17 protein-coding genes and 4 tRNA genes are annotated in these 20,823 nt (G+C 65.3%); 14 read left to right on the top strand and 7 right to left on the bottom strand.

Annotation, left to right across the window (positions count from 1 at the left end; translation table 11 throughout):
• Entirely contained in the window at window positions 1–1,044 is a 1,044-nt protein-coding gene (gene hemH, locus VARPA_RS17160) for a ferrochelatase (protein ID WP_013541847.1), read from the bottom strand.
• Window positions 1,045–1,059: 15 nt separating this feature from the next.
• Between hemH and VARPA_RS17155 the strand changes: the two genes are divergently transcribed.
• Window positions 1,060–1,791 (top strand): HAD family hydrolase, encoded by a 732-nt coding sequence (locus VARPA_RS17155; RefSeq protein WP_013541846.1) that lies wholly within the window; start codon window positions 1,060–1,062, stop codon window positions 1,789–1,791.
• 3 nt (window positions 1,792–1,794) lie between these two features.
• On the opposite strand, the gene VARPA_RS17150 is transcribed toward VARPA_RS17155, so the two are convergent.
• Window positions 1,795–2,100 (bottom strand): NIPSNAP family protein, encoded by a 306-nt coding sequence (locus VARPA_RS17150; protein ID WP_013541845.1) that lies wholly within the window; start codon window positions 2,098–2,100, stop codon window positions 1,795–1,797.
• A gap of 119 nt (window positions 2,101–2,219) precedes the next feature.
• Here VARPA_RS17150 and VARPA_RS17145 point away from each other — a divergent pair, with 119 nt between their 5' ends.
• Window positions 2,220–2,861, top strand: a complete 642-nt coding sequence (locus VARPA_RS17145) for a LysE family translocator (RefSeq protein ID WP_013541844.1) — start codon at window positions 2,220–2,222, stop codon at window positions 2,859–2,861.
• 4 nt (window positions 2,862–2,865) lie between these two features.
• Here VARPA_RS17145 and VARPA_RS17140 read toward each other — a convergent pair whose 3' ends face one another.
• The 5 genes from VARPA_RS17140 to hpnC are packed head-to-tail and all read right to left on the bottom strand — an operon-like array spanning window position 2,866 to window position 7,019.
• On the bottom strand, window positions 2,866–3,168 hold the full coding sequence (locus VARPA_RS17140; protein ID WP_013541843.1) for a hypothetical protein: 303 nt from the start codon (window positions 3,166–3,168) through the stop codon (window positions 2,866–2,868).
• On the bottom strand, window positions 3,165–4,427 hold the full coding sequence (hpnE, locus tag VARPA_RS17135) for a hydroxysqualene dehydroxylase HpnE (protein ID WP_013541842.1): 1,263 nt from the start codon (window positions 4,425–4,427) through the stop codon (window positions 3,165–3,167). Before hpnE ends, VARPA_RS17140 begins: the two co-directional genes overlap by 4 nt.
• Window positions 4,424–5,257, bottom strand: a complete 834-nt coding sequence (locus VARPA_RS17130) for a hypothetical protein (RefSeq protein ID WP_013541841.1) — start codon at window positions 5,255–5,257, stop codon at window positions 4,424–4,426. Before VARPA_RS17130 ends, hpnE begins: the two co-directional genes overlap by 4 nt.
• 11 nt (window positions 5,258–5,268) lie before the next feature.
• Window positions 5,269–6,108, bottom strand: coding sequence for a presqualene diphosphate synthase HpnD (gene hpnD, locus VARPA_RS17125; protein ID WP_013541840.1), 840 nt, complete (start codon window positions 6,106–6,108; stop codon window positions 5,269–5,271).
• Entirely contained in the window at window positions 6,105–7,019 is a 915-nt protein-coding gene (gene hpnC, locus VARPA_RS17120) for a squalene synthase HpnC (protein ID WP_013541839.1), read from the bottom strand. Before hpnC ends, hpnD begins: the two co-directional genes overlap by 4 nt.
• 70 nt (window positions 7,020–7,089) lie before the next feature.
• On the opposite strand from hpnC, the gene VARPA_RS17115 reads away from it, so the two are divergent.
• The 12 genes from VARPA_RS17115 to VARPA_RS17060 all read left to right on the top strand — a co-directional run bounded on the left by VARPA_RS17115 (window position 7,090) and on the right by VARPA_RS17060 (window position 20,810).
• The gene (locus VARPA_RS17115; protein WP_013541838.1) at window positions 7,090–9,012 is read left to right on the top strand and encodes a potassium transporter Kup; all 1,923 of its coding nucleotides are present in this window, start codon (window positions 7,090–7,092) and stop codon (window positions 9,010–9,012) included.
• A 108-nt stretch (window positions 9,013–9,120) separates the two neighbouring features.
• Window positions 9,121–10,311: an efflux RND transporter periplasmic adaptor subunit gene (locus VARPA_RS17110; protein ID WP_013541837.1), complete on the top strand. Its 1,191-nt coding sequence runs from the start codon at window positions 9,121–9,123 to the stop codon at window positions 10,309–10,311.
• Complete coding sequence (locus VARPA_RS17105) at window positions 10,308–13,496, top strand: efflux RND transporter permease subunit (RefSeq protein ID WP_013541836.1); 3,189 nt, start codon at window positions 10,308–10,310, stop codon at window positions 13,494–13,496. The genes VARPA_RS17110 and VARPA_RS17105 overlap by 4 nt, the downstream gene beginning before the upstream one ends.
• A 209-nt stretch (window positions 13,497–13,705) precedes the next feature.
• Window positions 13,706–13,792 (top strand) — tRNA-Leu (locus VARPA_RS17100).
• 26 nt (window positions 13,793–13,818) lie between these two features.
• Window positions 13,819–15,138: a trigger factor gene (gene tig, locus VARPA_RS17095; RefSeq protein WP_013541835.1), complete on the top strand. Its 1,320-nt coding sequence runs from the start codon at window positions 13,819–13,821 to the stop codon at window positions 15,136–15,138.
• 114 nt (window positions 15,139–15,252) lie between these two features.
• The gene (gene clpP / locus VARPA_RS17090; RefSeq protein WP_013541834.1) at window positions 15,253–15,861 is read left to right on the top strand and encodes an ATP-dependent Clp endopeptidase proteolytic subunit ClpP; all 609 of its coding nucleotides are present in this window, start codon (window positions 15,253–15,255) and stop codon (window positions 15,859–15,861) included.
• A 111-nt stretch (window positions 15,862–15,972) separates the two neighbouring features.
• The gene (clpX, locus tag VARPA_RS17085; RefSeq protein ID WP_013541833.1) at window positions 15,973–17,238 is read left to right on the top strand and encodes an ATP-dependent Clp protease ATP-binding subunit ClpX; all 1,266 of its coding nucleotides are present in this window, start codon (window positions 15,973–15,975) and stop codon (window positions 17,236–17,238) included.
• A gap of 10 nt (window positions 17,239–17,248) precedes the next feature.
• Entirely contained in the window at window positions 17,249–19,690 is a 2,442-nt protein-coding gene (lon, locus tag VARPA_RS17080; RefSeq protein WP_013541832.1) for an endopeptidase La, read from the top strand.
• A 54-nt stretch (window positions 19,691–19,744) separates the two neighbouring features.
• A tRNA-Gly gene (locus tag VARPA_RS17075) sits at window positions 19,745–19,820 on the top strand.
• Between the two features lie 63 nt (window positions 19,821–19,883).
• Window positions 19,884–19,957, top strand: a tRNA-Cys gene (locus VARPA_RS17070).
• Window positions 19,958–20,055: 98 nt separating this feature from the next.
• Window positions 20,056–20,147 (top strand) — tRNA-Leu (locus VARPA_RS17065).
• Between the two features lie 21 nt (window positions 20,148–20,168).
• On the top strand, window positions 20,169–20,810 hold the full coding sequence (locus VARPA_RS17060) for a DUF6806 family protein (RefSeq protein ID WP_013541831.1): 642 nt from the start codon (window positions 20,169–20,171) through the stop codon (window positions 20,808–20,810).
• Window positions 20,811–20,823 lie beyond the last annotated feature (13 nt).

Genomic DNA, 20,823 nt, shown 5'->3' with positions numbered 1-20,823 from the left:
TTACCTGGTAGGCCAGCCCGCGAGGTTGCGTTCGGCGACGCCAGCGAGCGCGGTGATCCATGCCGGGCTGTCGTTCAGGCACGGGATGTAGCTGAAGGCCTGGCCGCCCGCATGCAGGAAGGCTTCGCGGCCTTCCATGGCGATTTCTTCCAGCGTCTCGAGGCAGTCGGCCGGGAAGCCAGGGCACACCACGTCGACCCGCTTGATGCCGCTCGCGCCGAGTTCGCGCAGCGTTGGCTCGGTGTAGGGCTCGAGCCACTTGGCGCGGCCGAAGCGCGACTGGAAGGTGACGCGATGCTGCGCATCGGAAAGGCCCAGCCGCGCCGCAAGCAGGCGCGCGGTTTCCAGGCACTGCGCCTGGTACGGATCGCCGAGCGCGATGTTGCGCGCGGGAATGCCGTGGAAGCTCATCAGCAGCACTTCGCCGCGGCCCTCGGTTTTCCAGTGGTGCTCGATGCCCTGGGCGAGTGCGTCGATGTAGGCGGGGTCGTCGTGGTACTGGTTCACGAAGCGGAATTCGGGAATGCGGCGTTGCTTCCGGCTCCAGTCGTTCACCGCATCGATCACGCTCGCGGTGGTCGTGGCCGAGTACTGCGGATAGGCCTGCAGCACCAGCACACGGGTGGCGCCCTCGGCCTGCAGCGCGTCGAGGCGGGATGCGATCGACGGGTTGGCGTAGCGCATCGCATCGCGCACCGTCACGCGGTGGCCGCGTTCGCCGAGCCAGCCTGCCAGGAGCGTCGCCTGCTTCTGCGTCCACACCTTGAGCGGCGAGCCCTCGGGCATCCAGATGCTCGCGTACTTGGCAGCGGACTTGGCCGGCCGCACGCGCAGGATGATGCCGTGCAGGATCAGTGTCCAGAGCACCTTCGGAATTTCGACCACGCGCGGGTCGCCCAGAAAGTCGGCGAGGTAGGGGCGAACGGCGGCGGCGGTGGGGGCGTCGGGGGAGCCCAGGTTGCACCAGAGGACGGCGGTGCGGTCATTGGAGGAACTGGTGTTTGTGGTCGCGCTGGTCGAGGCATTCGTCGGGGCTTGAGGCATGCGATATTCTCAGGCATGACCTCCGCCCCCACAGCGCCGGCGAACGCCGCGCCGCTCGATGTCCAGCGCATCTCCGCGATCTCGCTCGACCTCGACGACACCCTCTGGCCCATCTGGCCGACCATCGAACGCGCCGAAGCCGTGCTGCAGGAATGGCTCCTGCGCGAGGCACCGAAGACGGCCTCGCTGCTGCTCACGCCCGGCATCCTGCGCGAACTGCGCGAAGCCACCGAGAAGGAGCGTTCGGACCTCGCGCACGACCTGAGCGCGCTGCGCCGCGAGTCGATCCGCACTGCGCTCAAGCGCTCCGGAGAAGACCCGGCACTGGCCGATCCCGCCTTCGACGCCTTCTTCGCCGAGCGCCAGCGCGTGACGCTCTATGACGATGCGCTGCCCGCGCTCAAGTGGCTCAGCGAGCGTTATCCATTGGTTGCCGTGTCGAACGGCAATGCCGACATCCACCAGACCGGCGTGGGCCGCTGGTTCCGCACCGCGTTCAATGCGCGTGCCTTCGGCAGCGGCAAGCCGCACGCGCCGATCTTCCGCGCCGCCGCGGCCTCTGTCGGCCTCTTGCCCAAGGACGTGCTGCATGTGGGCGACGACGCCGAGCTCGACGTGGTCGGCGCGCTCAACGCCGGCATGCAGGCCGCATGGCTGGTGCGCGATGAGCGCCCCTGGGTGCATGGCGCGCGACCGCAGCTGATCGTGCCGAACCTGCACGCGCTTTGCGTGGCGCTCGGCGCCTGAGACTTATTCGAAGACTGGCCGGAAGAAGCTGCGCTCGTAGCTCAGGATGCAGCGCGTGTCCTCTGCGTACTTGAAGGCCGCCTGGCACTCGGGGTCCTGCATCGAGTCGGCGCGGTATTTCTCATAGGCCGCGAGGCTCGGAAAACTGAACATCGCCAGCGCGACATTGTTCGCGCCTTCCGAAGGCAGGAAGTAGCCGTGGTGCTTGCCGCCGAACTTCTCGACCAGCGGAATCCAGAGCTTGCCGTAGTGCTCGAATTCCTTGAGCTTGTAGGCATCGACGATGTAGCGCAGGTAGCAGGTGACCATGTTCTTTGTCCAGAGGTGAGGGGCAATTGGCGCGGCCGGGGCGGGCGGCGAGCCGTCGGACTATAGTTTCCCGCTCCCCGTCTCGTCCCTTGTCCACCTTTCGCGCAGGAACTCCGAAAGTGCATCTCTCCAACTGGCTCATCTTCTGCGGCGTGACGCTGCTTGTCGCTTTCACCCCCGGTCCAGCCGTGCTGCTCGCGGTGTCGAACTCGATCTCCGTGGGGCCGCGACGCGCGATGATCAGTTCGCTCGGCAATGCGGTGGGCCTGTTCATGGTGTCGGCCGCCGCGATGGCGGGGCTGGGCGTGGTGCTGACGACCTCGGCGTCCGCGTTCATGGTGCTGAAGGTGGCGGGCGCGGCGTACCTGATCTACCTGGGCGTGAAGCAGTGGCGTAACCGGGCCAGCGTGTTCTCCGATTTGGCTGCAACCGGCGCGCCCGCCGCACCGCGCGCCGCGTGGCGCCTGTTCGGCAATGGCGTGACCGTGGCGCTCACCAATCCCAAGGGCATCCTGTTCTTCTCGGCGCTGTTCCCACAGTTCCTCACGCACGATGCGCCGATCCTCGGGCAGTTCGCGGTGCTCACGGCCACCTTCGCCGCGGGCTCGGTGCTGTCGCATGCGTTCTATGTGCTGCTCGCGCGGATGCTGAAGAAGCAGCTGTCCGATCCGCGCCGTTCGAAGCTCTTCAATCGCGTGTCCGGCGGTGCCTTCGTGCTGTTGGGCTTGAGCCTGCTGCGCCTGCCGAACAAGGCGGCCTGATCGGTCAGTCGAGCGCGAATTGCTCGCGCAGCGCGGTGCAGAAGTCCGCGGTGCCGCTGAGCGAGAGGGTGACGGTGGTGAAGCGCGGGTCTTCGCGCGTTTCCTGCAGGTCATAGTCCCAGAGGGCGCCTTCGTCCAGTGCGCCGCGCGCATCCGGGAACGTGGCTTCGGCCCAGGCGAGCACCTGCTCGACCTCGGCATGCACCTCGGGTGATTTCTCCGGCGAAGTCGAAGCCATGGCGTCGAAGGTGCCGTGGCCTTCGGTGTCTTCGCTGTAGTCGAAGTCGAGGTAGCGCAGTTCGGTCATGAGGTGGTCGATGCCTGCGCTGCCGCCAATCCGCTGAGCACCGCGCCTTCGAGCGTCGCGGGGTAGGGGCCTTCGGTGTAGTCGCCGCAGGCCCGCAGGCCGGGTGCGACGCGCATCGGCGGCCGGGCGAGGGCGGGTGTACAGGCGAAGGTGGCGCGCTTTTCAACGACGGTCTGGATGATCTCCAGCGAAGTCTGATTCAACTGCGCTGCGGCTTGCGCGATCACCTGTTCTTCGAGCGTTTCACGCGATGCTTCGTTGGCGCTGATGACGAGCGCGAGCACGCCCTCCGGGCCGCCGAGCTCGCCGCGGTCGAACACGAACTGTGCGGGCGCCGAGGCCGGATCGCTCCGCAGGGCCAGCATCGGCTCTGCCAACTTCGAGGCGCCGCGCACGTAGACCGTGGCGATGGCTTCGAAGCGCAGCGCCTCGGTGGTTTCGCACCAGCGCTCGGCCGGCACGCCCGATGCGCGGACGAGCCGCGCGGCGTCCCAGGGGGCACAAGCCAGGATGACCTGATCGAAGATTTCGTCATCGACGCGCCATTGCCCGGCTTCAGGTGCGATGGCCCGCACGCGCGTGCCGATGCGCACTGTCGCGCCGTGCTCCGTCAGCCATGCGATCGCTGCATCCGGCAGGAGCGCGCCGAGGTCTGCGCGCGGCAGCAGCAGGTCGGCGCCGCCGCTGCCGCTGAAGAGCGCATCGCGCAGCACGCGCAGGAACACTTCACCACTCGACTGGGCCACCGGCGTGTTGAGTGCGGACACGCACAGCGGTTCGATCAGTTCCTGCATCACCCGCGGCGAGAGGCCGGCGCACAGGTCGGCGACCGTGGTGGTGCTCGCGCAGCGGAATCCGGAAAGCCGCCAGCCGATGGCGGTGCGCAGCAGCGAAGACTTGTCCCGCCACGTCCAGCCGCGCGCCGTGAAGATGCCCGCCAGCAGATCGAGCGGCGCTGGCAGCCGCGGCAGCTTGAGCCCGCCGCCGTCGGCGAATCGCAATGAGAGCGGCAGACGATGCAGTGCTTGTTCGACATCGACGCCGACTTCGCGCATCAGCTTGAGCGTGGCCGTGTAGGCGCCGATCAGGATGTGCTGGCCGTTGTCCAGCGCCATGCCGTGCATTTGATCGACGCGCCGTGCCCGTCCGCCCGGCATGGGCGCCGCCTCGAACAGCGTGACCGAATGACCGAGCCGCGTGGCCTCGACCGCACAGGCAAGGCCGGCCCAGCCGGCGCCGATGACGGCAAGCTTCTTCATTGCTGGAAACCGTGAGGAAGTTGGATGCGGTCGCCGTAGGGATGAAAGTCGTCGTCGGGCTTCTCGCAACGGACGAAACACCTGTGCGTGAGCAGCTCGATGCGCTCGGCAACAGTCAGGTCGTCGTACTCGGAGGCTGGCAATCCGGGCGCAGCCAGGTCGTGCTTGCCATCCGCGTTGAAGAGCAACTCTTCGCCGACGACATAGTCGCGACGAAAGGGCGTTCTCCATTGCGAATTGGAGCCCCAGCCATCCGAAAGATCCGAGGTGCGACGGTGCTTGCGCCAGCGTTGCCAATAGAGAGTCGAGGACGTTGCGATCTCAGTATGCAGGGCGCCAGGGGCGCAGCTGACCGCAACGCCTGCTCGCGAGAACATCATCGTCCCGAGCATCAACGCGGGCCAATCGACCCTTGCCAGTTCAAGGGCCTTGCGCCGCGAAAAGAGAGGTCTCTTCTCTTCAGCGGCTTCGACAATCTCGTGAAAGAACGGCGAGTAGTCCGTCTCGTCGGCCACGCGGCAACACAGGCCGGTCATGAATGCCAGGTAATCCGGCAGGCTCAGATTCGGGCCTTCCCAGCCTTCGCCCTCATTGCGTTGAAAGGCCAGCAGCAAGACCTGATTGACGCGCGACAGTGCGTAGAGGCGCCACGAGTCCTCGGTGACGATGGGCGCCGGCGAGGATCTCTGCGCGAACGCATTCAGCCAGTCGCGTTCTTCCGCGTGCGCGTCGAGCCACGGACGAAGCAGCGTCTCAAAGACATCTTCCGCCGGGGCGCTTTTGTAGAGCGCATCGAACAGATCTCGATACGGAGCTTGGCACGGATCCATGGGTGCGACGGCTAGATCCGCCCCAGCGCCTGAACCTTCCACGCGAGCCAGAACTTGCGAACGGGCGTCAGGCTCACGCGCTGGTTCAGCACCTGGAAGTCGTCGCGCTCGATCTCGCGCAGCAGCGTGCGGTAGATGCTGGCCATCATCAGGCCCGGCTTCTGCGTGCGACGGTCGGCCACCGGCAGCAGGGCGAGCGCCTCGTCGTAGGCGGCATGCGCGCGCTCGGCCTGGAACTTCATGAGCGCCACGAAGCGGTCCGAGTGCACGCGATTGAGGATCTCGTGCGCCTTCACGTCGAACTGCTGCAGTTCGTTGACCGGCAGGTAGATGCGGCCACGCAGGGCGTCTTCGCCCACATCGCGCAGGATGTTCGTGAGCTGCAGCGCCAGCCCGAGCTTGTGGGCATAGGCCGTGGTCTGCGGATCGGTCTGGCCGAAGATGCGCGCCGCGACTTCGCCCACCACGCCGGCCACGAGGTGGCAGTAGCGCGCGAGGCCGGGGAAGTCGAGATAGCGGGTCTGGTCCAGGTCCATCTGGCAGCCGTCGATCACCTCGAGCAGTTGGCGCGCCTCGATGCCGTAGGCCGCGGCGTGCGGCATCAGCGCCAGCATCACCGGATGGCGCGGCGTGCCCGCGAAGGCCTGGGCGACCTCGGTGCGCCACCAGGCGAGCTTGGTGGCGGCAACGCCGGGGTCGCTGACCTCGTCGACCACGTCGTCGACCTCGCGACAGAAGGCATAGAACGCCGTGATCGCGGCGCGCCGGGGCTTGGGCAGAAACAGGAAGGCGTAATAGAAACTGCTGCCCGAGGCTGCCGCCTTGTCTTGCACGTATTGCTCGGGATTCATCGGGGAGGCGCTGCTTTCATGGGGCGCCATTGTCTCCGCATCCGCAGCGCTTTCCAGAGCAGGACGGGCGCGTCGGCCTTGCCGATGGTGGGGCGCTGGGAGAAGGTGTCGAAGCCCAGGTCGGTGATCTTGTCGAGGATGCGGAGGCCTCCCTGCACGACGAGGCGCAGTTCCCATCCGGCGCGGCCCGGCAGGCGGTGCACCAGCGGAGCGCCTTCCTCCATGAGCTCGCGCGCCCAGAACGACACGACCGAAACCAGGTTGATGGCCTCCTGCGGCGGCGGCGCGGCCGACAGCGGCTCGAACACCTTGAAGTGCTCGCGCGTGAGGCCGCGGCGGGAACAGTCGGTCAGCGGGAAATAGAAGCGTCCGCGCGGCAGGTCCACGCTCGGGTCCTGCCAGAAGTTGATGAGCTGCAGCGCGCTGCAGATGGCGTCGCTCTGCGCCAGCGCCTCGGCGTCGTGCACGCCATAGAGATGCAGCAGCAGCCGGCCGACCGGGTTGGCCGAGCGACGGCAGTAGTCGAGCAGCTCGGCGCGGTCGGCATAGGTGCCGTAATCGCGGGTCTTCTCGATGTCCTGCATGAAGGCACTCAGCAGGTCGGCCAGCAGCGCTTCGGGCAGGCTGTACTGCGCGATGCTGTGGGCCAGCGGGCCGAAGACGTGCGGCCAGCGGGAGCCGGCGAGCGCCTCGCCCTGCGCGGCGGCGGCGAGTTCGTCCCGGTAGGCGCGCAATTCGGCCAGGCGCTGGTCGGGCGAGGCGTCGCCTTCGTCGGCAATGTCGTCGGCAGTGCGCGCGAAGTGGTAGATCGCGGCAATCGGCGGGCGCAGATGCGGCGGGCAGAGCCACGAGGCGACCGGGAAGTTTTCGTAATGCGCCGGCGGGGCGGCAAGGTGGGGAGTGGCGGACACGCCACGATTGTCCGCGACACGATGCCCCGGCCCTATGCTCGGTGCGTTGCCACTTCGAACAGATCGCCCCATGAACGCATCGGCTCCGGCCTCCACGGCCCAGATTCCAGCGCAAAGCGGAGCGGGGCATCCGGCAGGGCCCGGATTGATGATCGCGGCGCTCGGCGTCGTGTTCGGCGACATCGGCACCTCGCCGCTCTACGCCTTCAAGGAAACGATGAACCCCGAGCACGGCGTGCCGTTCTCGCCCGATTCGGTGCTGGGGCTGCTGTCGCTGATCTTCTGGGGCCTGATGTTCGTGGTGACGCTGAAGTACGTGGTGTTCGTGCTGCGCGCCGACCACGACGGGGAGGGCGGCATCCTCGCGCTGCAGGCGCTGGCGCGCAGCGCGGTCGCCGGGCCGAAGACCAAACCCTGGGTGTGGAACGCGATCGGGCTGCTGGGCCTGGTGGGCGCGGCCATGTTCTACGGCGACAGCCTCATCACGCCGGCGATCTCGGTGCTCTCGGCCGTCGAGGGGCTGGAGGTGCAGGCGCCGGTGCTGCAGCGCGCGGTGATCCCGATCACGGTCGTCATCCTGATCGCGCTCTTCATGGTGCAGAAAAAGGGCACGGGCGTGGTCGGCAAGATCTTCGGGCCGGTGATGCTGCTGTGGTTCCTCGTGCTGGCTGCTGCCGGGCTCTGGCAGGTGGTGCAGCAGCCGCAGGTGCTGGCGGCGCTCGATCCGCGGAGGGCTTTCGGCTTCCTGATCGAGCACAGGGCGCAGTCGCTCGCGGTGCTGGGCGCGGTGTTCCTGGCGTTCACCGGCGGCGAGGCGCTCTATGCGGACATGGGGCATTTCGGCGCCAAGCCGATCCGGCTCGCATGGCTCTTCATCGCGCTGCCGGGGCTGGTGCTCAACTATTTCGGGCAGGGGGCGCTGGTGCTGGCGAATCCGGCGGCCATCGACAACCCGTTCTTCCGCCTCTTTCCCTCGTGGGGCGTGCTGCCGATGGTGGTGCTGGCGGCCATGGCCACGGTGATCGCCTCGCAGGCGGTGATCTCGGGCGCCTTCTCGCTCACCGCGCACGCGATGCGCATGGGCTACCTGCCACGGATGCGGGTGGTGCAGACCTCGGGTTCGGCCATCGGGCAGATCTACGTGCCGGCCGTGAACTGGCTGCTGATGGTGGGCGTGCTGCTGCTGGTGCTGGGCTTCCGCAGCTCGGGCGCGTTGTCGGCGGCGTACGGCATCGCGGTGTCGATCACGATGGTGACGACCACGCTGCTCGCAGGCATCGTCGCCTGGGGCCTGTGGAAGTGGAACAGGGTGGCGGTGGTGGTGGCCGTGGCGGCCTTCGCGGTGGTCGACCTGACTTTCGTGATCGCCAACAGCCTCAAGGTGGCCGACGGGGGCTGGCTCACGCTGGCAGTAGCGGCCGTGGTGATGGTGCTCTTCACCACCTGGGCCAAGGGCCGGCGGCTGGGGCTGGAGGCCGCGGCTGCCGAGAGCCTGCCGCTGCGGCCCTTCATCGAATCGCTGGCGCAGCACATGCCGCACCGGGTGAGCGGCACCGCGGTGTTTCTGAACCCCGATGCCACGGCGGTTCCGCATGCGCTGCTGCACAACCTCAAGCACAACCAGGTGCTGCACGACCAGGTGATCGTGCTGCGCGTGCTGCCCTGCGACACGCCACGCGTCGACGCCCGCATCCGCATCGAGGCGGAGCAGTTGATGGAGGGCATCTGGGTGGTCACCGCGCGCCACGGCTTCATGGAGCGGCCCGATGTGCCCGAATTCATCCGCATCCTGGCCTACCAGAAGACGCTGGCGATCGATTCGATGAAGACCTCGTATTTCGTCTCGCGCGCCTCGGTGGGCGAGGAGAACCTGCCGGGCATGAATCCGGTGCGCCGGGTGCTGTTCGGCTGGCTGCAGCGCAATGCGGGGAGGGCGTCGGACTACTTCGAATTGCCTGACAACCGGCTGGTGGAGATGGGCCAGCGGACCTAGATTCCGCAGTCAACTGACCCGCGGGTCATTGACAGTATTTAACGTTTACCCTAGATTACTAACCAGTGGGTCATTAAAGGCCCGGGTTCGTACTTTCTTGGGTGTCTCATGACCGCCTCCACTGCTTTTCCCCGTGTGCGCAGCGCCTTGTGGCTGCTGATTCCCTCCCTCATCCTGGCCGGCTGTTCGCCTAAGCCGGCCGCCGAGGAGCCCGTGCGAGCGGTGAAGCTGGTGACCGTCGGCACCAGCGACTTCGACGCCCAGCCCGAGTTCTCGGCCGAGGTCCGCGCCCGCGTCGAATCGCGCCTCGGGTTCCGCGTGGCCGGCAAGATCACCAAGCGCCAGGCCGATCTCGGCCAGCACGTGCAGGCCGGCCAAGTGCTGGCGCAACTCGATCCACAGGACTACAAGCTCGCCGCAGACGCCGCCCGCGCCCAGCAGGCGGCCGCGCTCACCAACCGCGACCTTGCCGCCGCCGACCTGAAGCGCTACCGCGAACTGCGCGAGCAGAACTTCATCAGCGGCGCTGAACTGGAGCGCCGCGAAACGACCTGGAAGGCGGCGCAGGCGCAACTCGAGCAGGCACAGGCCCAGCTTGCTTCCCAAGGCAATCAAGCAAATTACACGACGCTGGTCGCCGATGTGGCGGGCGTCATCACCGCCATCGAGGCCGAGCCGGGCCAGGTGGTGCAGGCCGGCACGCCGGTCGTGCGCATTGCGCAGGACGGCGCGCGCGACGTGGTGTTCGCGGTGCCCGAAGACCGCGCCCAGGCGATCAAGCCCGGCTCGCCGGTCACCGTGCGCGGCTGGTCCGGCGGCAATGAATTGCAGGGCCAGGTGCGTGAAGTGGCGGCCAGTGCCGACGCAGTCACCCGCACCTATTCGGTCAAGGTCGCGATCGATGCGGCCACGTCGCCCCCGCTGGGCGCCACCGTCTACGCGCGCCCGCAGGCGCTGGCCCACGCCAACACCGCCGTGATCAAACTGCCGACCAGCGCATTGCGACAGGAAGGAAAGGGCTCGGCGGTCTGGGTGCTCGACAAATCGACGATGACGGTGCGCTCGCAGCCCGTGCAGGTCGCCACCGCCGACGGCAACGAAGCCGTTATCGGCGGCGGGCTCTCGCCGGGAATGATGGTCGTGGCCGCGGGCGTGCATGTGCTCTCGCCGGGGCAGAAGGTCACCATCTACCAGTCCAAGGAGGCGGCTGCGGCCGCCGCCAATGCGAAGGACGTCGTGCAGGCCGTCGAGCCGGTCGCCGCAACCAAGAAGGAGATCGCTGCAGGTGCCGCCAAATGACGGAAGGCGCAGCGAACACCACCGACAAACCGGTCGACAAGCCTGCCGCCAAGTCTGCCGGCTTCAACCTCTCCAAGTGGGCGCTGGACCACGCGCCCCTCACGCGCTACCTGATGGTCGTGCTGATGGTGCTGGGTACCTTCGCGTACTTCCAGCTCGGGCAGGACGAAGACCCGCCGTTCACCTTTCGCGCGATGGTCGTGCGCACCTACTGGCCGGGCGCCACCGCACAGCAGGTGGCCGAGCAGGTCACCGACAAGCTCGAACGCACGCTGCAGGAGGCACCGTACGCCGACAAGATCCGCAGCTATTCGAAGCCGGGCGAGTCGCAGATCATTTTCCAGATCAAGGATTCCTCGAAGGCCGCGGACGTGGTCAACGTCTGGTACACGGTGCGCAAGAAGATCGGCGACATGCGCAACACGCTGCCGCCCGGCGTGCAGGGGCCGTTCTTCAATGACGATTTCGGCGACGTCTATGGCGTGATCTATGCGCTGGAGAGCGAAGGCTTCAGCTATGCCGAGCTCAAGACGCTGGCCGACGAAACCCGCCAGCAGTTGCTGCGCGTGAAGGACGTGGCCAAGGTCGATCAGTTCGGCGTGCAGGACGAGAAGGTCTACATCGAGATCTCGCAGAAGCGCCTGGCGCAGCTGGGGCTCGACTTCAACGCGGTGCTTGCGCAACTCGGTTCGCAGAACGCGGTGGAAAGCGCCGGCACGATCCAGTCGCCGCTCGATGTGGTGCAGGTACGCGTGGCGGGCCAGTTCACCAGCGTCGACCAGCTGCGCGACATGCCGATCCGCGGCACCTCGGGCAACCAGCTGAAGCTGGGCGACATCGCCGAAATCCATCGCGGCTACATCGATCCGCCGGCCGTCAAGGTGCACCACCAGGGCAAGGAAGTGATTGCCCTGGGCGTCTCCATGGCCAAGGGCGGCGACATCATTGCGCTGGGCAAGGCGCTGAAGGTCGCGACCGCGCAGATCGACCAGCGCCTGCCGCTCGGCGTGAAGCTTGCGCAGGTGCAGGACCAGCCGGTGTCGGTGGCCAGCTCGGTGAACGAATTCGTCGGCGTGCTGATCGAGGCCGTGGCCATCGTGCTGGCGGTGAGCATCATCGCGCTCGGCCTGCACAAGGGTGGGCGCTTCGGCTGGTACATCGACATGCGGCCGGGGCTGGTGGTGGCGATCACCATTCCGCTGGTGCTGGCGGTGACCTTCCTCGCGATGAACTACTTCGGCATCGGGCTGCACAAGATATCGCTGGGGTCGCTGATCATCGCGCTCGGCCTTCTCGTGGACGACGCGATCATCGCGGTCGAGATGATGGTGCGGAAGATGGAAGAGGGCTATGACAAGGCCCGCGCCGCCACCTATGCGTACGACGTGACGGCCAAGCCGATGCTCACGGGCACGCTCATCACGGCGGCCGGTTTCCTGCCGATCGGCCTGGCGAAGTCGGTGACGGGCGAATACACCTTCGCGATCTTCGCGGTGACGGTGATTGCGCTGGTGCTGTCGTGGATCGTCTCGGTGTACTTCGTGCCGTACCTGGGCACGCTGCTGCTCAAGGTGAAGCCGCACGCTTCATCCGGTCATCCTGAGCTTGTCGAAGGACCGCACGAGCTCTTCGACACCCCGTTCTACAACGGCTTTCGCCACGCGGTGGACTGGTGCGTGCAGCACCGGTGGCTCACCATCGGCGCGACGGTGCTGGTGTTCGCGCTCGGCATCTTCGGCATGGGCAAGGTGCAGCAGCAGTTCTTCCCCGATTCGAGCCGGCCCGAGATCATGGTGGACATCTGGTTCCCAGAAGGCACCTCGTTCGCGGCCAACGAAGAGGTGGCCAAGCGCGTCGAGCAGCGCGTGATGAAGGAAGAGGGCGTCAAGACCGTGAGCACCTGGGTCGGCTCGGGCGTGCCGCGCTTCTATCTGCCGCTGGACCAGGTGTTCCCGCAGACCAACGTGTCGCAGCTCATCGTGCTCGCCAAGGACCTGAAGGTGCGCGAACGGCTGCGGCTGCGCTTGCCGGCGTTGCTGGCCGAGGAGTTCCCCGAGGTGCGCGGCCGCGTCAAGCTGCTGCCCAACGGACCGCCGGTGCCGTACCCGGTGCAATTCCGCGTGATCGGCACCGAGCCGGCGCAACTGCGCGCGCACGCCGACGAGGTGAAGGCGGTGCTGCGCGAGAACGCCAACATGCGCGGCGTAAACGACAACTGGAACGAGTCGGTGAAGGTGATTCGCCTGGAGATCGACCAGGCCAAGGCGCGCGCGCTCGGCGTGACGAGCCAGGCCATCGCGCAGGCGTCGCGCACGATGTTCAGCGGCACGACCGTGGGCCAGTACCGCGAGAACGATTTGCTGATCGACATCGTGCTGCGCCAGTCGCCCGATGAGCGGGAAGCCATCTCGGACATCGGCAACGCCTACATTCCGACGACGTCGGGCCGCTCGATCCCGCTCACGCAGATCGCAAGGCCGGTGTTTACCTGGGAGCCGGGCGTGATGTGGCGCGAGAACCGCGACTACGCGATCACCGTGCAGGGCGATGTGAGCGAAGGCCTACAGGGTGCGACCGTGACCGCCGAACTGCTGCCCAAGCTTCGCCAGCTCGAAGCCGGCTGGCTGGCGGCGGGGCAGGGCGCCTACCGCATCGAAGTGGCGGGCGCGGTCGAGGAAAGCAGCAAGGGCTCGGCCTCCATCGTGGCGGGCGTGCCGATCATGCTGTTCCTGGTGTTCACGCTGCTGATGCTGCAGTTGCACAGCTTCAGCCGCTCGCTGCTGGTGTTCATCACCGGGCCGATGGGCATTGCGGGCGTCGCCGGTGCATTGCTGCTGCTGAACCGGCCGTTCGGTTTCGTGGCGCTGCTGGGCGTGATCGCACTGATGGGCATGATCCAGCGCAACGCGGTGATCCTGATCGACCAGATTGAAAGCGACCGCAAGGAGGGCGTGCCGGCTTGGGACGCGATCGTCGAATCGGCCGTGCGGCGTTTGCGCCCCATCGTGCTGACGGCGGCGGCCGCGGTGCTGGCGATGATTCCGCTCTCGCGCAGCGTGTTCTGGGGACCGATGGCCGTGGCCATCATGGGCGGGCTGATCGTGGCGACGGTATTGACCCTGCTGGCGCTGCCGGCAATGTACGCCGCCGCATTCCGTGTCAAGCGGGAGCCAAAAGCGGGGTAGCGGACGCCGCCGGGCCGCCCCAAGGTGGTCCGCGCCTCCTCCTCGGGAGGTGGCGAATTACACGAAGTGAATAGCCGGGAGGCCCCCATTCTTGCGTTTAAAATGCGCGGTTGACCGATTTCAGGCGGACGGTCTTTGGGCAGGCGGGTACTCCGGTATTCGATGCACCAGGGCCGTCCGCTTTTGCATTCACCTGAAAAATTGGCATCGCGCGGGTGGCGAAATTGGTAGACGCACCAGGTTTAGGTCCTGACGTTCGCAAGAACGTGCCGGTTCGAGTCCGGCCCCGCGCACCAGCCACACCCCTCACAAGGAAGACATCATGACCGTGACCGTTGAAACTCTCGAGAAGCTCGAACGCAAGATCACGCTGACCCTGCCGGTCGGCACCATCCAGAACGAAGTCGATTCGCGCCTCAAGAAGCTCGCGCGCACCGTCAAGATGGACGGCTTTCGCCCCGGCAAGGTGCCGATGAATGTCGTGGCCCAGCGCTATGGCTACTCGGTGCACTACGAAGTCATGAACGACAAGGTCGGCGAAGCCTTCTCGCAAGCTGCCAACGAAGCCAAGCTTCGCGTGGCCGGCCAGCCCCGCATCACCGAGAAGGAAGAGTCGCCCGAAGGCGAACTGGCCTTCGACGCGGTGTTCGAAGTGTTCCCCGAAGTCAAGATCAACGACCTGTCGGGCGCTGAAGTCGAGAAGCTCTCGGCCGAAGTGGGCGACGACGCGATCGACAAGACGCTCGACATCCTGCGCAAGCAACGCCGCACCTTCGCCCAGCGCGCGCAAGACGCCGTCGCGCAAGACGACGACCGCGTCACGGTCGACTTCGAAGGCAAGATCGACGGCGAACCCTTCCAGGGCGGCAAGGCCGAAGACTTCCAGTTCGTGGTCGGCGAAGGCCAGATGCTCAAGGAATTCGAAGATGCGGTGCGCGGCATGAAGTCCGGCGACAGCCGCACCTTCCCGCTGTCGTTCCCGGCCGATTACCACGGCAAGGACGTGGCCGGCAAGCAAGCCGACTTCATGGTCACCGTGAAGAAGATCGAAGCCTCGCACCTGCCTGAAGTCAACGAACAGCTCGCCAAGTCGCTCGGCATCGCCGAAGCCACGGTCGAAGGCCTGCGCGCCGACATCAAGCGCAACCTCGAGCGCGAAGTGAAGTTCCGCCTGCTGGCCCGCAACAAGAACGCCGTGATGGACGCGCTGGTTGCCAACGCCGAACTCGACCTGCCGAACGCCAGCGTGCAGTCGGAAGTCAGCCGCATGATCGAAGGCGCCCGCGCCGAACTCAAGCAACGCGGCATCAAGGACGCCGACAAGGCACCGATTCCCGAGGAAGTGTTCCGCCCGCAAGCCGAGCGCCGCGTGCGCCTGGGCCTGGTGGTCGCCGAACTGGTGCGTGCCAACGAGCTGCAAGCCAAGCCCGAGCAGATCAAGGCGCACATCGACGAACTCGCCGCCAGCTACGAAAAGCCGGCCGACGTGGTGCGCTGGTACTTCAGCGACAACAACCGCCTGGCGGAAGTCGAAGCCGTCGTCATCGAGAACAACGTGACCGATTTCGTGCTCGGCAAGGCCAAGGTCAATGAAAAGTCGGTGTCGTTCGACGAACTGATGGCGCAGCAGCAACAAGGCTGATCCCGTCGCTGACCGCAACGCCAATGGGGCTTGTGCTTTGCGGCACGAGCCCCATTTCACTCAGGCGTACAGTTCATACACAGCGAACGATTCCACTTCCCGGAGAGCTAATTCATGATCGCAAACGAAATTCAAGGCCTCGGCATGGTTCCGATGGTCGTCGAGCAGTCGGGCCGCGGCGAACGGTCCTATGACATCTATTCGCGCCTCCTGAAGGAACGCATCGTGTTCCTGGTGGGCGAGGTCAACGACCAGACCGCCAACCTCGTGGTGGCCCAGCTGCTGTTCCTGGAGAGCGAGAACCCGGAGAAGGACATTTCCTTCTACATCAACTCCCCGGGCGGCAGCGTGAGCGCCGGCATGGCGATCTACGACACCATGCAGTTCATCAAGCCCGACGTGTCGACCATGTGCCTGGGCTTCGCGGCCAGCATGGGCGCCTTCCTGCTGGCGGCCGGCGAGAAGGGCAAGCGTTTCTCGCTGCCCAACTCGAAGGTCATGATCCACCAGGTGCTCGGCGGCGCACGCGGCCAGGCGACCGACATCGAGATCCATGCGCGCGACATCCTGCGCACCAAGGACCAGATGAATCGCATCCTGGCCGAGCGCACCGGCCAGCCGCTGGAAAAGGTCAAGACCGACACCGAGCGCGACTACTTCCTCACGGCCGATGAGGCCAAGGACTACGGTCTGGTCGACCAGGTCGTTGCCAAGCGCGGTTAAAACTGCCCGGCGCCCTGTGGCGCAAAAGGCAAAAAACGGCGTTTTCCACACGGGAAACGCCGTTTTTGTTTAGTTATCATTGTCCATACCCCTGTAACGAGGCATCTGTCCATGGCCGAAAAAAAAGGCTCCTCCAGCGAAAAAACGCTTTATTGCTCGTTCTGCGGCAAGAGCCAGCATGAGGTCAAGAAGCTGATCGCGGGCCCTTCGGTCTTCATCTGCGACGAGTGCATCGATCTCTGCAACGAAATCATTCGCGACGAGCTGCCGGCCGGTGAAGAGGCGCGCGAAGCGCGCAGCGACCTGCCCACGCCGCTGGAGATCAAGACCAACCTCGACAACTACGTGATCGGCCAGGAGCCGGCCAAGCGCATGCTGTCGGTGGCGGTCTACAACCACTACAAGCGCCTGCGCCACAAGGAAAAGGCCAAGGGCGACGACGTCGAGCTCAGCAAGAGCAACATCCTCTTGATCGGCCCCACAGGCTCGGGCAAGACGCTGCTCGCGCAGACGCTCGCGCGCATGCTCGACGTGCCCTTTGTAATGGCCGACGCCACCACGCTGACCGAAGCCGGCTACGTGGGCGAAGACGTCGAGAACATCATCCAGAAGCTGCTGCAGAGCTGCAACTACGAAGTCGAGCGTGCCCAGCGCGGCATCGTCTACATCGACGAAATCGACAAGATCTCGCGCAAGTCCGACAACCCCTCGATCACGCGCGACGTGTCGGGCGAGGGCGTGCAGCAGGCCTTGCTCAAGCTCATCGAAGGCACAATGGCCAGCGTGCCGCCCCAGGGCGGGCGCAAGCACCCGAACCAGGACTTCTTGCAGATCGACACGACCAACATCCTGTTCATCTGCGGTGGTGCGTTCGCGGGCCTGGAGAAGGTCATCGAAAACCGCACCGAGGCCTCGGGTATCGGCTTCGGCGCGACGGTCAAGAGCAAGGCGCAGCGCAGCATCACCGAGGTGTTTCGCGAAGTCGAACCCGAAGACCTGATCAAGTTCGGCCTGATCCCCGAACTCGTGGGCCGAATGCCCGTGGTCGCATCGCTCGCGGAACTCTCCGAGGATGCGCTGGTCCAGATCCTGACCGAGCCGAAGAACGCGGTGGTCAAGCAGTTCACCAAGCTCCTTCAAATGGAAGGCGTGGACCTCGAGATTCGCCCGGCGGCGCTCAAGGCCATTGCACGCAAGGCGCTGGCCCGCAAGACGGGTGCACGGGGCCTGCGTTCGATCCTTGAACAGTCGCTGATCGACACCATGTTCGAATTGCCGAACGCGACCAATGTCGACAAGGTGGTGGTCGAGGAATCGACCATCGACGAAAACAAGCCACCGCTGCTCGTCTACCGCGAAGCAGCGAAGAAGGCGTAAAGGATTTCGCATGTCTGGTCATACCCCCCTGCCTCCCGAAGCACTCGACCTGCCGCTGCTGCCGCTGCGCGACGTCGTGGTGTTTCCCCACATGGTGATCCCGCTCTTCGTGGGTCGCCCCAAGAGCATCAAGGCGCTCGAACTGGCCATGGAGGCCGAGCGCCGCATCATGCTGGTGGCCCAGAAGGCCGCCGCCAAGGACGAGCCCTCGGTCGAGGACATGTTCGAGGTCGGCTGCGTCTCGACCATCCTGCAGATGCTCAAGCTGCCCGACGGCACGGTGAAAGTGCTGGTCGAAGGCCAGCAGCGCGCACGCGTGAACCGCATCGATGACGGCGAGACGCACTTCACGGCCAACGTGACGCCTGTCGAGGCCACCGAAGGCGGCGAGAAGTGCACCGAGGTCGAGGCCCTGCGCCGCGCGGTGATGCAGCAGTTCGACCAGTACGTCAAGCTGAACAAGAAGATCCCGCCCGAGATCCTGACCTCGATCTCGAGCATCGACGACGCCGGCCGCCTGGCCGACACCATCGCCGCCCACCTGCCGCTCAAGCTCGATAACAAGCAGGCCGTGCTCGACCTGGACGACGTCAAGGCGCGCCTGGAAAACCTGTTCGGCCAGCTTGAGCGCGAGGTCGACATCCTCAACGTCGACAAGAAGATCCGCGGCCGCGTGAAGCGTCAGATGGAGAAGAACCAGCGCGACTTCTACTTGAACGAGCAGGTCAAGGCCATCCAGAAGGAGCTCGGCGAAGGCGAAGAGGGCGCGGACATCGAGGAGATCGAGAAGAAGATCAAGCTCGCCAAGATGTCCAAGGAAGGCTTGAAGAAGGCCGAAGGCGAACTCAAGAAGCTCAAGCTGATGTCGCCCATGTCGGCCGAGGCCACCGTGGTGCGCAACTACATCGACGTGCTCATCGGCCTGCCGTGGAGCAAGAAGACCAAGATCAAGCATGACCTGGCCAATGCCGAGGCGGTGCTCAATGCCGACCACTACGGCCTCGAGAAGGTCAAGGACCGCATCCTTGAATATCTCGCGGTGCAGCAGCGTGTCGACAAGGTGAAGGCGCCGATCCTGTGCCTCGTGGGCCCACCGGGCGTCGGCAAGACTTCGTTGGGGCAGTCGATCGCCAAGGCGACCGGCCGCAAGTACACACGCATGGCCCTGGGCGGCATGCGCGACGAAGCCGAGATCCGCGGCCATCGCCGCACCTACATCGGCGCGCTGCCGGGCAAGGTGCTGCAGGGGCTGAGCAAGATCGGCACGCGCAATCCATTGTTCCTGCTGGACGAAATCGACAAGCTGGGCACGGACTTCCGCGGCGACCCGTCGAGCGCGCTGCTCGAAGTGCTCGACCCCGAGCAGAACCACACCTTCGGCGACCACTACGTGGAAGTCGACTTCGACCTGAGCGACGTGATGTTCGTCGCCACCTCGAACTCGATGAACATTCCGCCGGCGCTGCTGGACCGCATGGAAGTCATCCGCCTCTCGGGCTACACCGAGGACGAGAAGACCAACATCGCGATCAAGTACCTGCTGCCCAAGCAGATGAAGAACAACGGCGTGAAGGACGAAGAGCTTGCGGTCACCGAAGAGGCCGTGCGCGACATCGTGCGCTACTACACGCGTGAAGCCGGGGTGCGTTCGCTGGAACGCGAGCTCTCGAAGATCTGCCGCAAGGTGGTGAAGGGCCTGCTGCTGAAGCAGCTCACGCCGAAGGTGACGGTCGATGGATCGAATCTCAACGAGTTCCTCGGCGTGCGCAAGTACAGCTTCGGCCTCGCAGAGAAGCAGAACCAGGTCGGCCAGGTGGTGGGTCTCGCGTGGACCGAAGTCGGCGGTGATCTGCTGACGATCGAGGCGGTCACCATGCCCGGCAAGGGCGTGATCAGCCGCACGGGTTCGCTGGGTGACGTGATGAAGGAATCGGTGGAGGCCGCACGCACGGTGGTGCGCAGCCGCTCGCGCCGCCTGGGCATCAAGGACGAGATGTTCGAGAAGCGCGACATCCACATCCACGTGCCCGATGGCGCGACGCCCAAGGACGGCCCGAGCGCGGGCGCGGCGATGACGACGGCCTTCGTGTCGGCGCTCACGGGCATTCCCGTGCGCAGCGACGTTGCGATGACCGGTGAAATCACGCTGCGCGGCGAGGTCACGGCCATCGGTGGACTGAAGGAAAAGCTGCTGGCCGCATTGCGCGGTGGCATCAAGACCGTGCTGATCCCCGAAGAGAACGCCAAGGACCTGCAGGACATTCCCGAGAACGTGAAGAACGGCCTCGAGATCGTGCCCGTGAAGTGGATCGACAAGGTTCTCGAGATCGCGCTCGAGAAGATGCCGGAGCCGCTGTCCGACGAAGAGGTGGCTGCTTCGGCCGCTGCCGTGGCCGAGTTGGCCAAGCAGCGCGCGGGCACCCCGGCCGCCGAGGGTTCGATCAAACATTGAAGGCGCGAATTTGCCAGGCCTCGAAAAACTGGTATATAATTCGAGGCTCGAAACGCGGGAATAGCTCAGTTGGTAGAGCGCAACCTTGCCAAGGTTGAGGTCGAGAGTTCGAGACTCTTTTCCCGCTCCAGTTTTGAAAAAGGGAAGCAAATGCTTCCCTTTTTTTCGCAAGTTCGATTTCGTTTTTCTGCGTGGCGCGATAGCAAAGCGGTTATGCAACGGATTGCAAATCCGTCTAGCCCGGTTCGACTCCGGGTCGCGCCTCCACCTTCTCGTTAGACACGATTCGATCCGACAAACAAGCCCCGCCAACCATCGTTGCCGGGGCTTGTTTCGTTTGGGTTATCGTCGATGTCCAACCTGACGCCCGGATGGTGAAATTGGTAGACACATCGGACTTAAAATCCGCCGCTTCCTTGATCGGGGCATACGGGTTCGACCCCCGTTCCGGGTACCAAACTTAAAAAAGGAGCATTCGATGCCTCGCTACAACGCTCCATTTGAGATCCATGTGCATGGCGACGTGCCATTGCGTTCGGACGTGAGCTTCGAGCAGATTCAGGAAGCGCTCAAGCCGCTCTGGAAATATGCAGGCGCCAAGTCGCTGGCCGATGGCGCCACCAGCACTTACGAAGAAGAACCCGGCATCCGCTTCGAGCAGAAGGATCACACGCTGCAGATCTGCTGGACCGTCCCCGGCGACGAAGACTTCCGCCAGGCACTCGACGAGATGTGCATGGGCCTGAACGAACTGTCGGACCGCGGCGCCGCGATCGAAGTCACCTTCTATGACACCGACTTCGACGAGGAAGAGGGCGACCCGGACGAAGAATCCCGCGACGATTTCCTGATGCTGTTCGTCGGTCCCAACCCGGCCGCGATCATGCAGGTGCAGCGCGATCTGCTGGTGGAAGACGTCGTCAACCTCATGGAGCGCCATTTCGACGGCGCCGAACTGGGTGGCGTGGTCTCCGAGATCGATCGTCTCTTCAGCGACCGCTTCGACGCCCTCGTGAACTCGCTTGAAATCGGCAAGCGTCCGCGCGGCACGGGTGGTCCGGGCAGCGGCGGAAGCGGCGGTGGCCACGGCGGCGGTCGCCGTCCGCGTCACCTGCACTAGCAACCCGCAACCA

The organism is Variovorax paradoxus EPS, from assembly GCF_000184745.1.
GTDB classification, from domain to species: Bacteria; Pseudomonadota; Gammaproteobacteria; order Burkholderiales; family Burkholderiaceae_C; genus Variovorax; species Variovorax paradoxus_C.
This window is presented reverse-complemented; position numbering and strand designations above follow the sequence as displayed.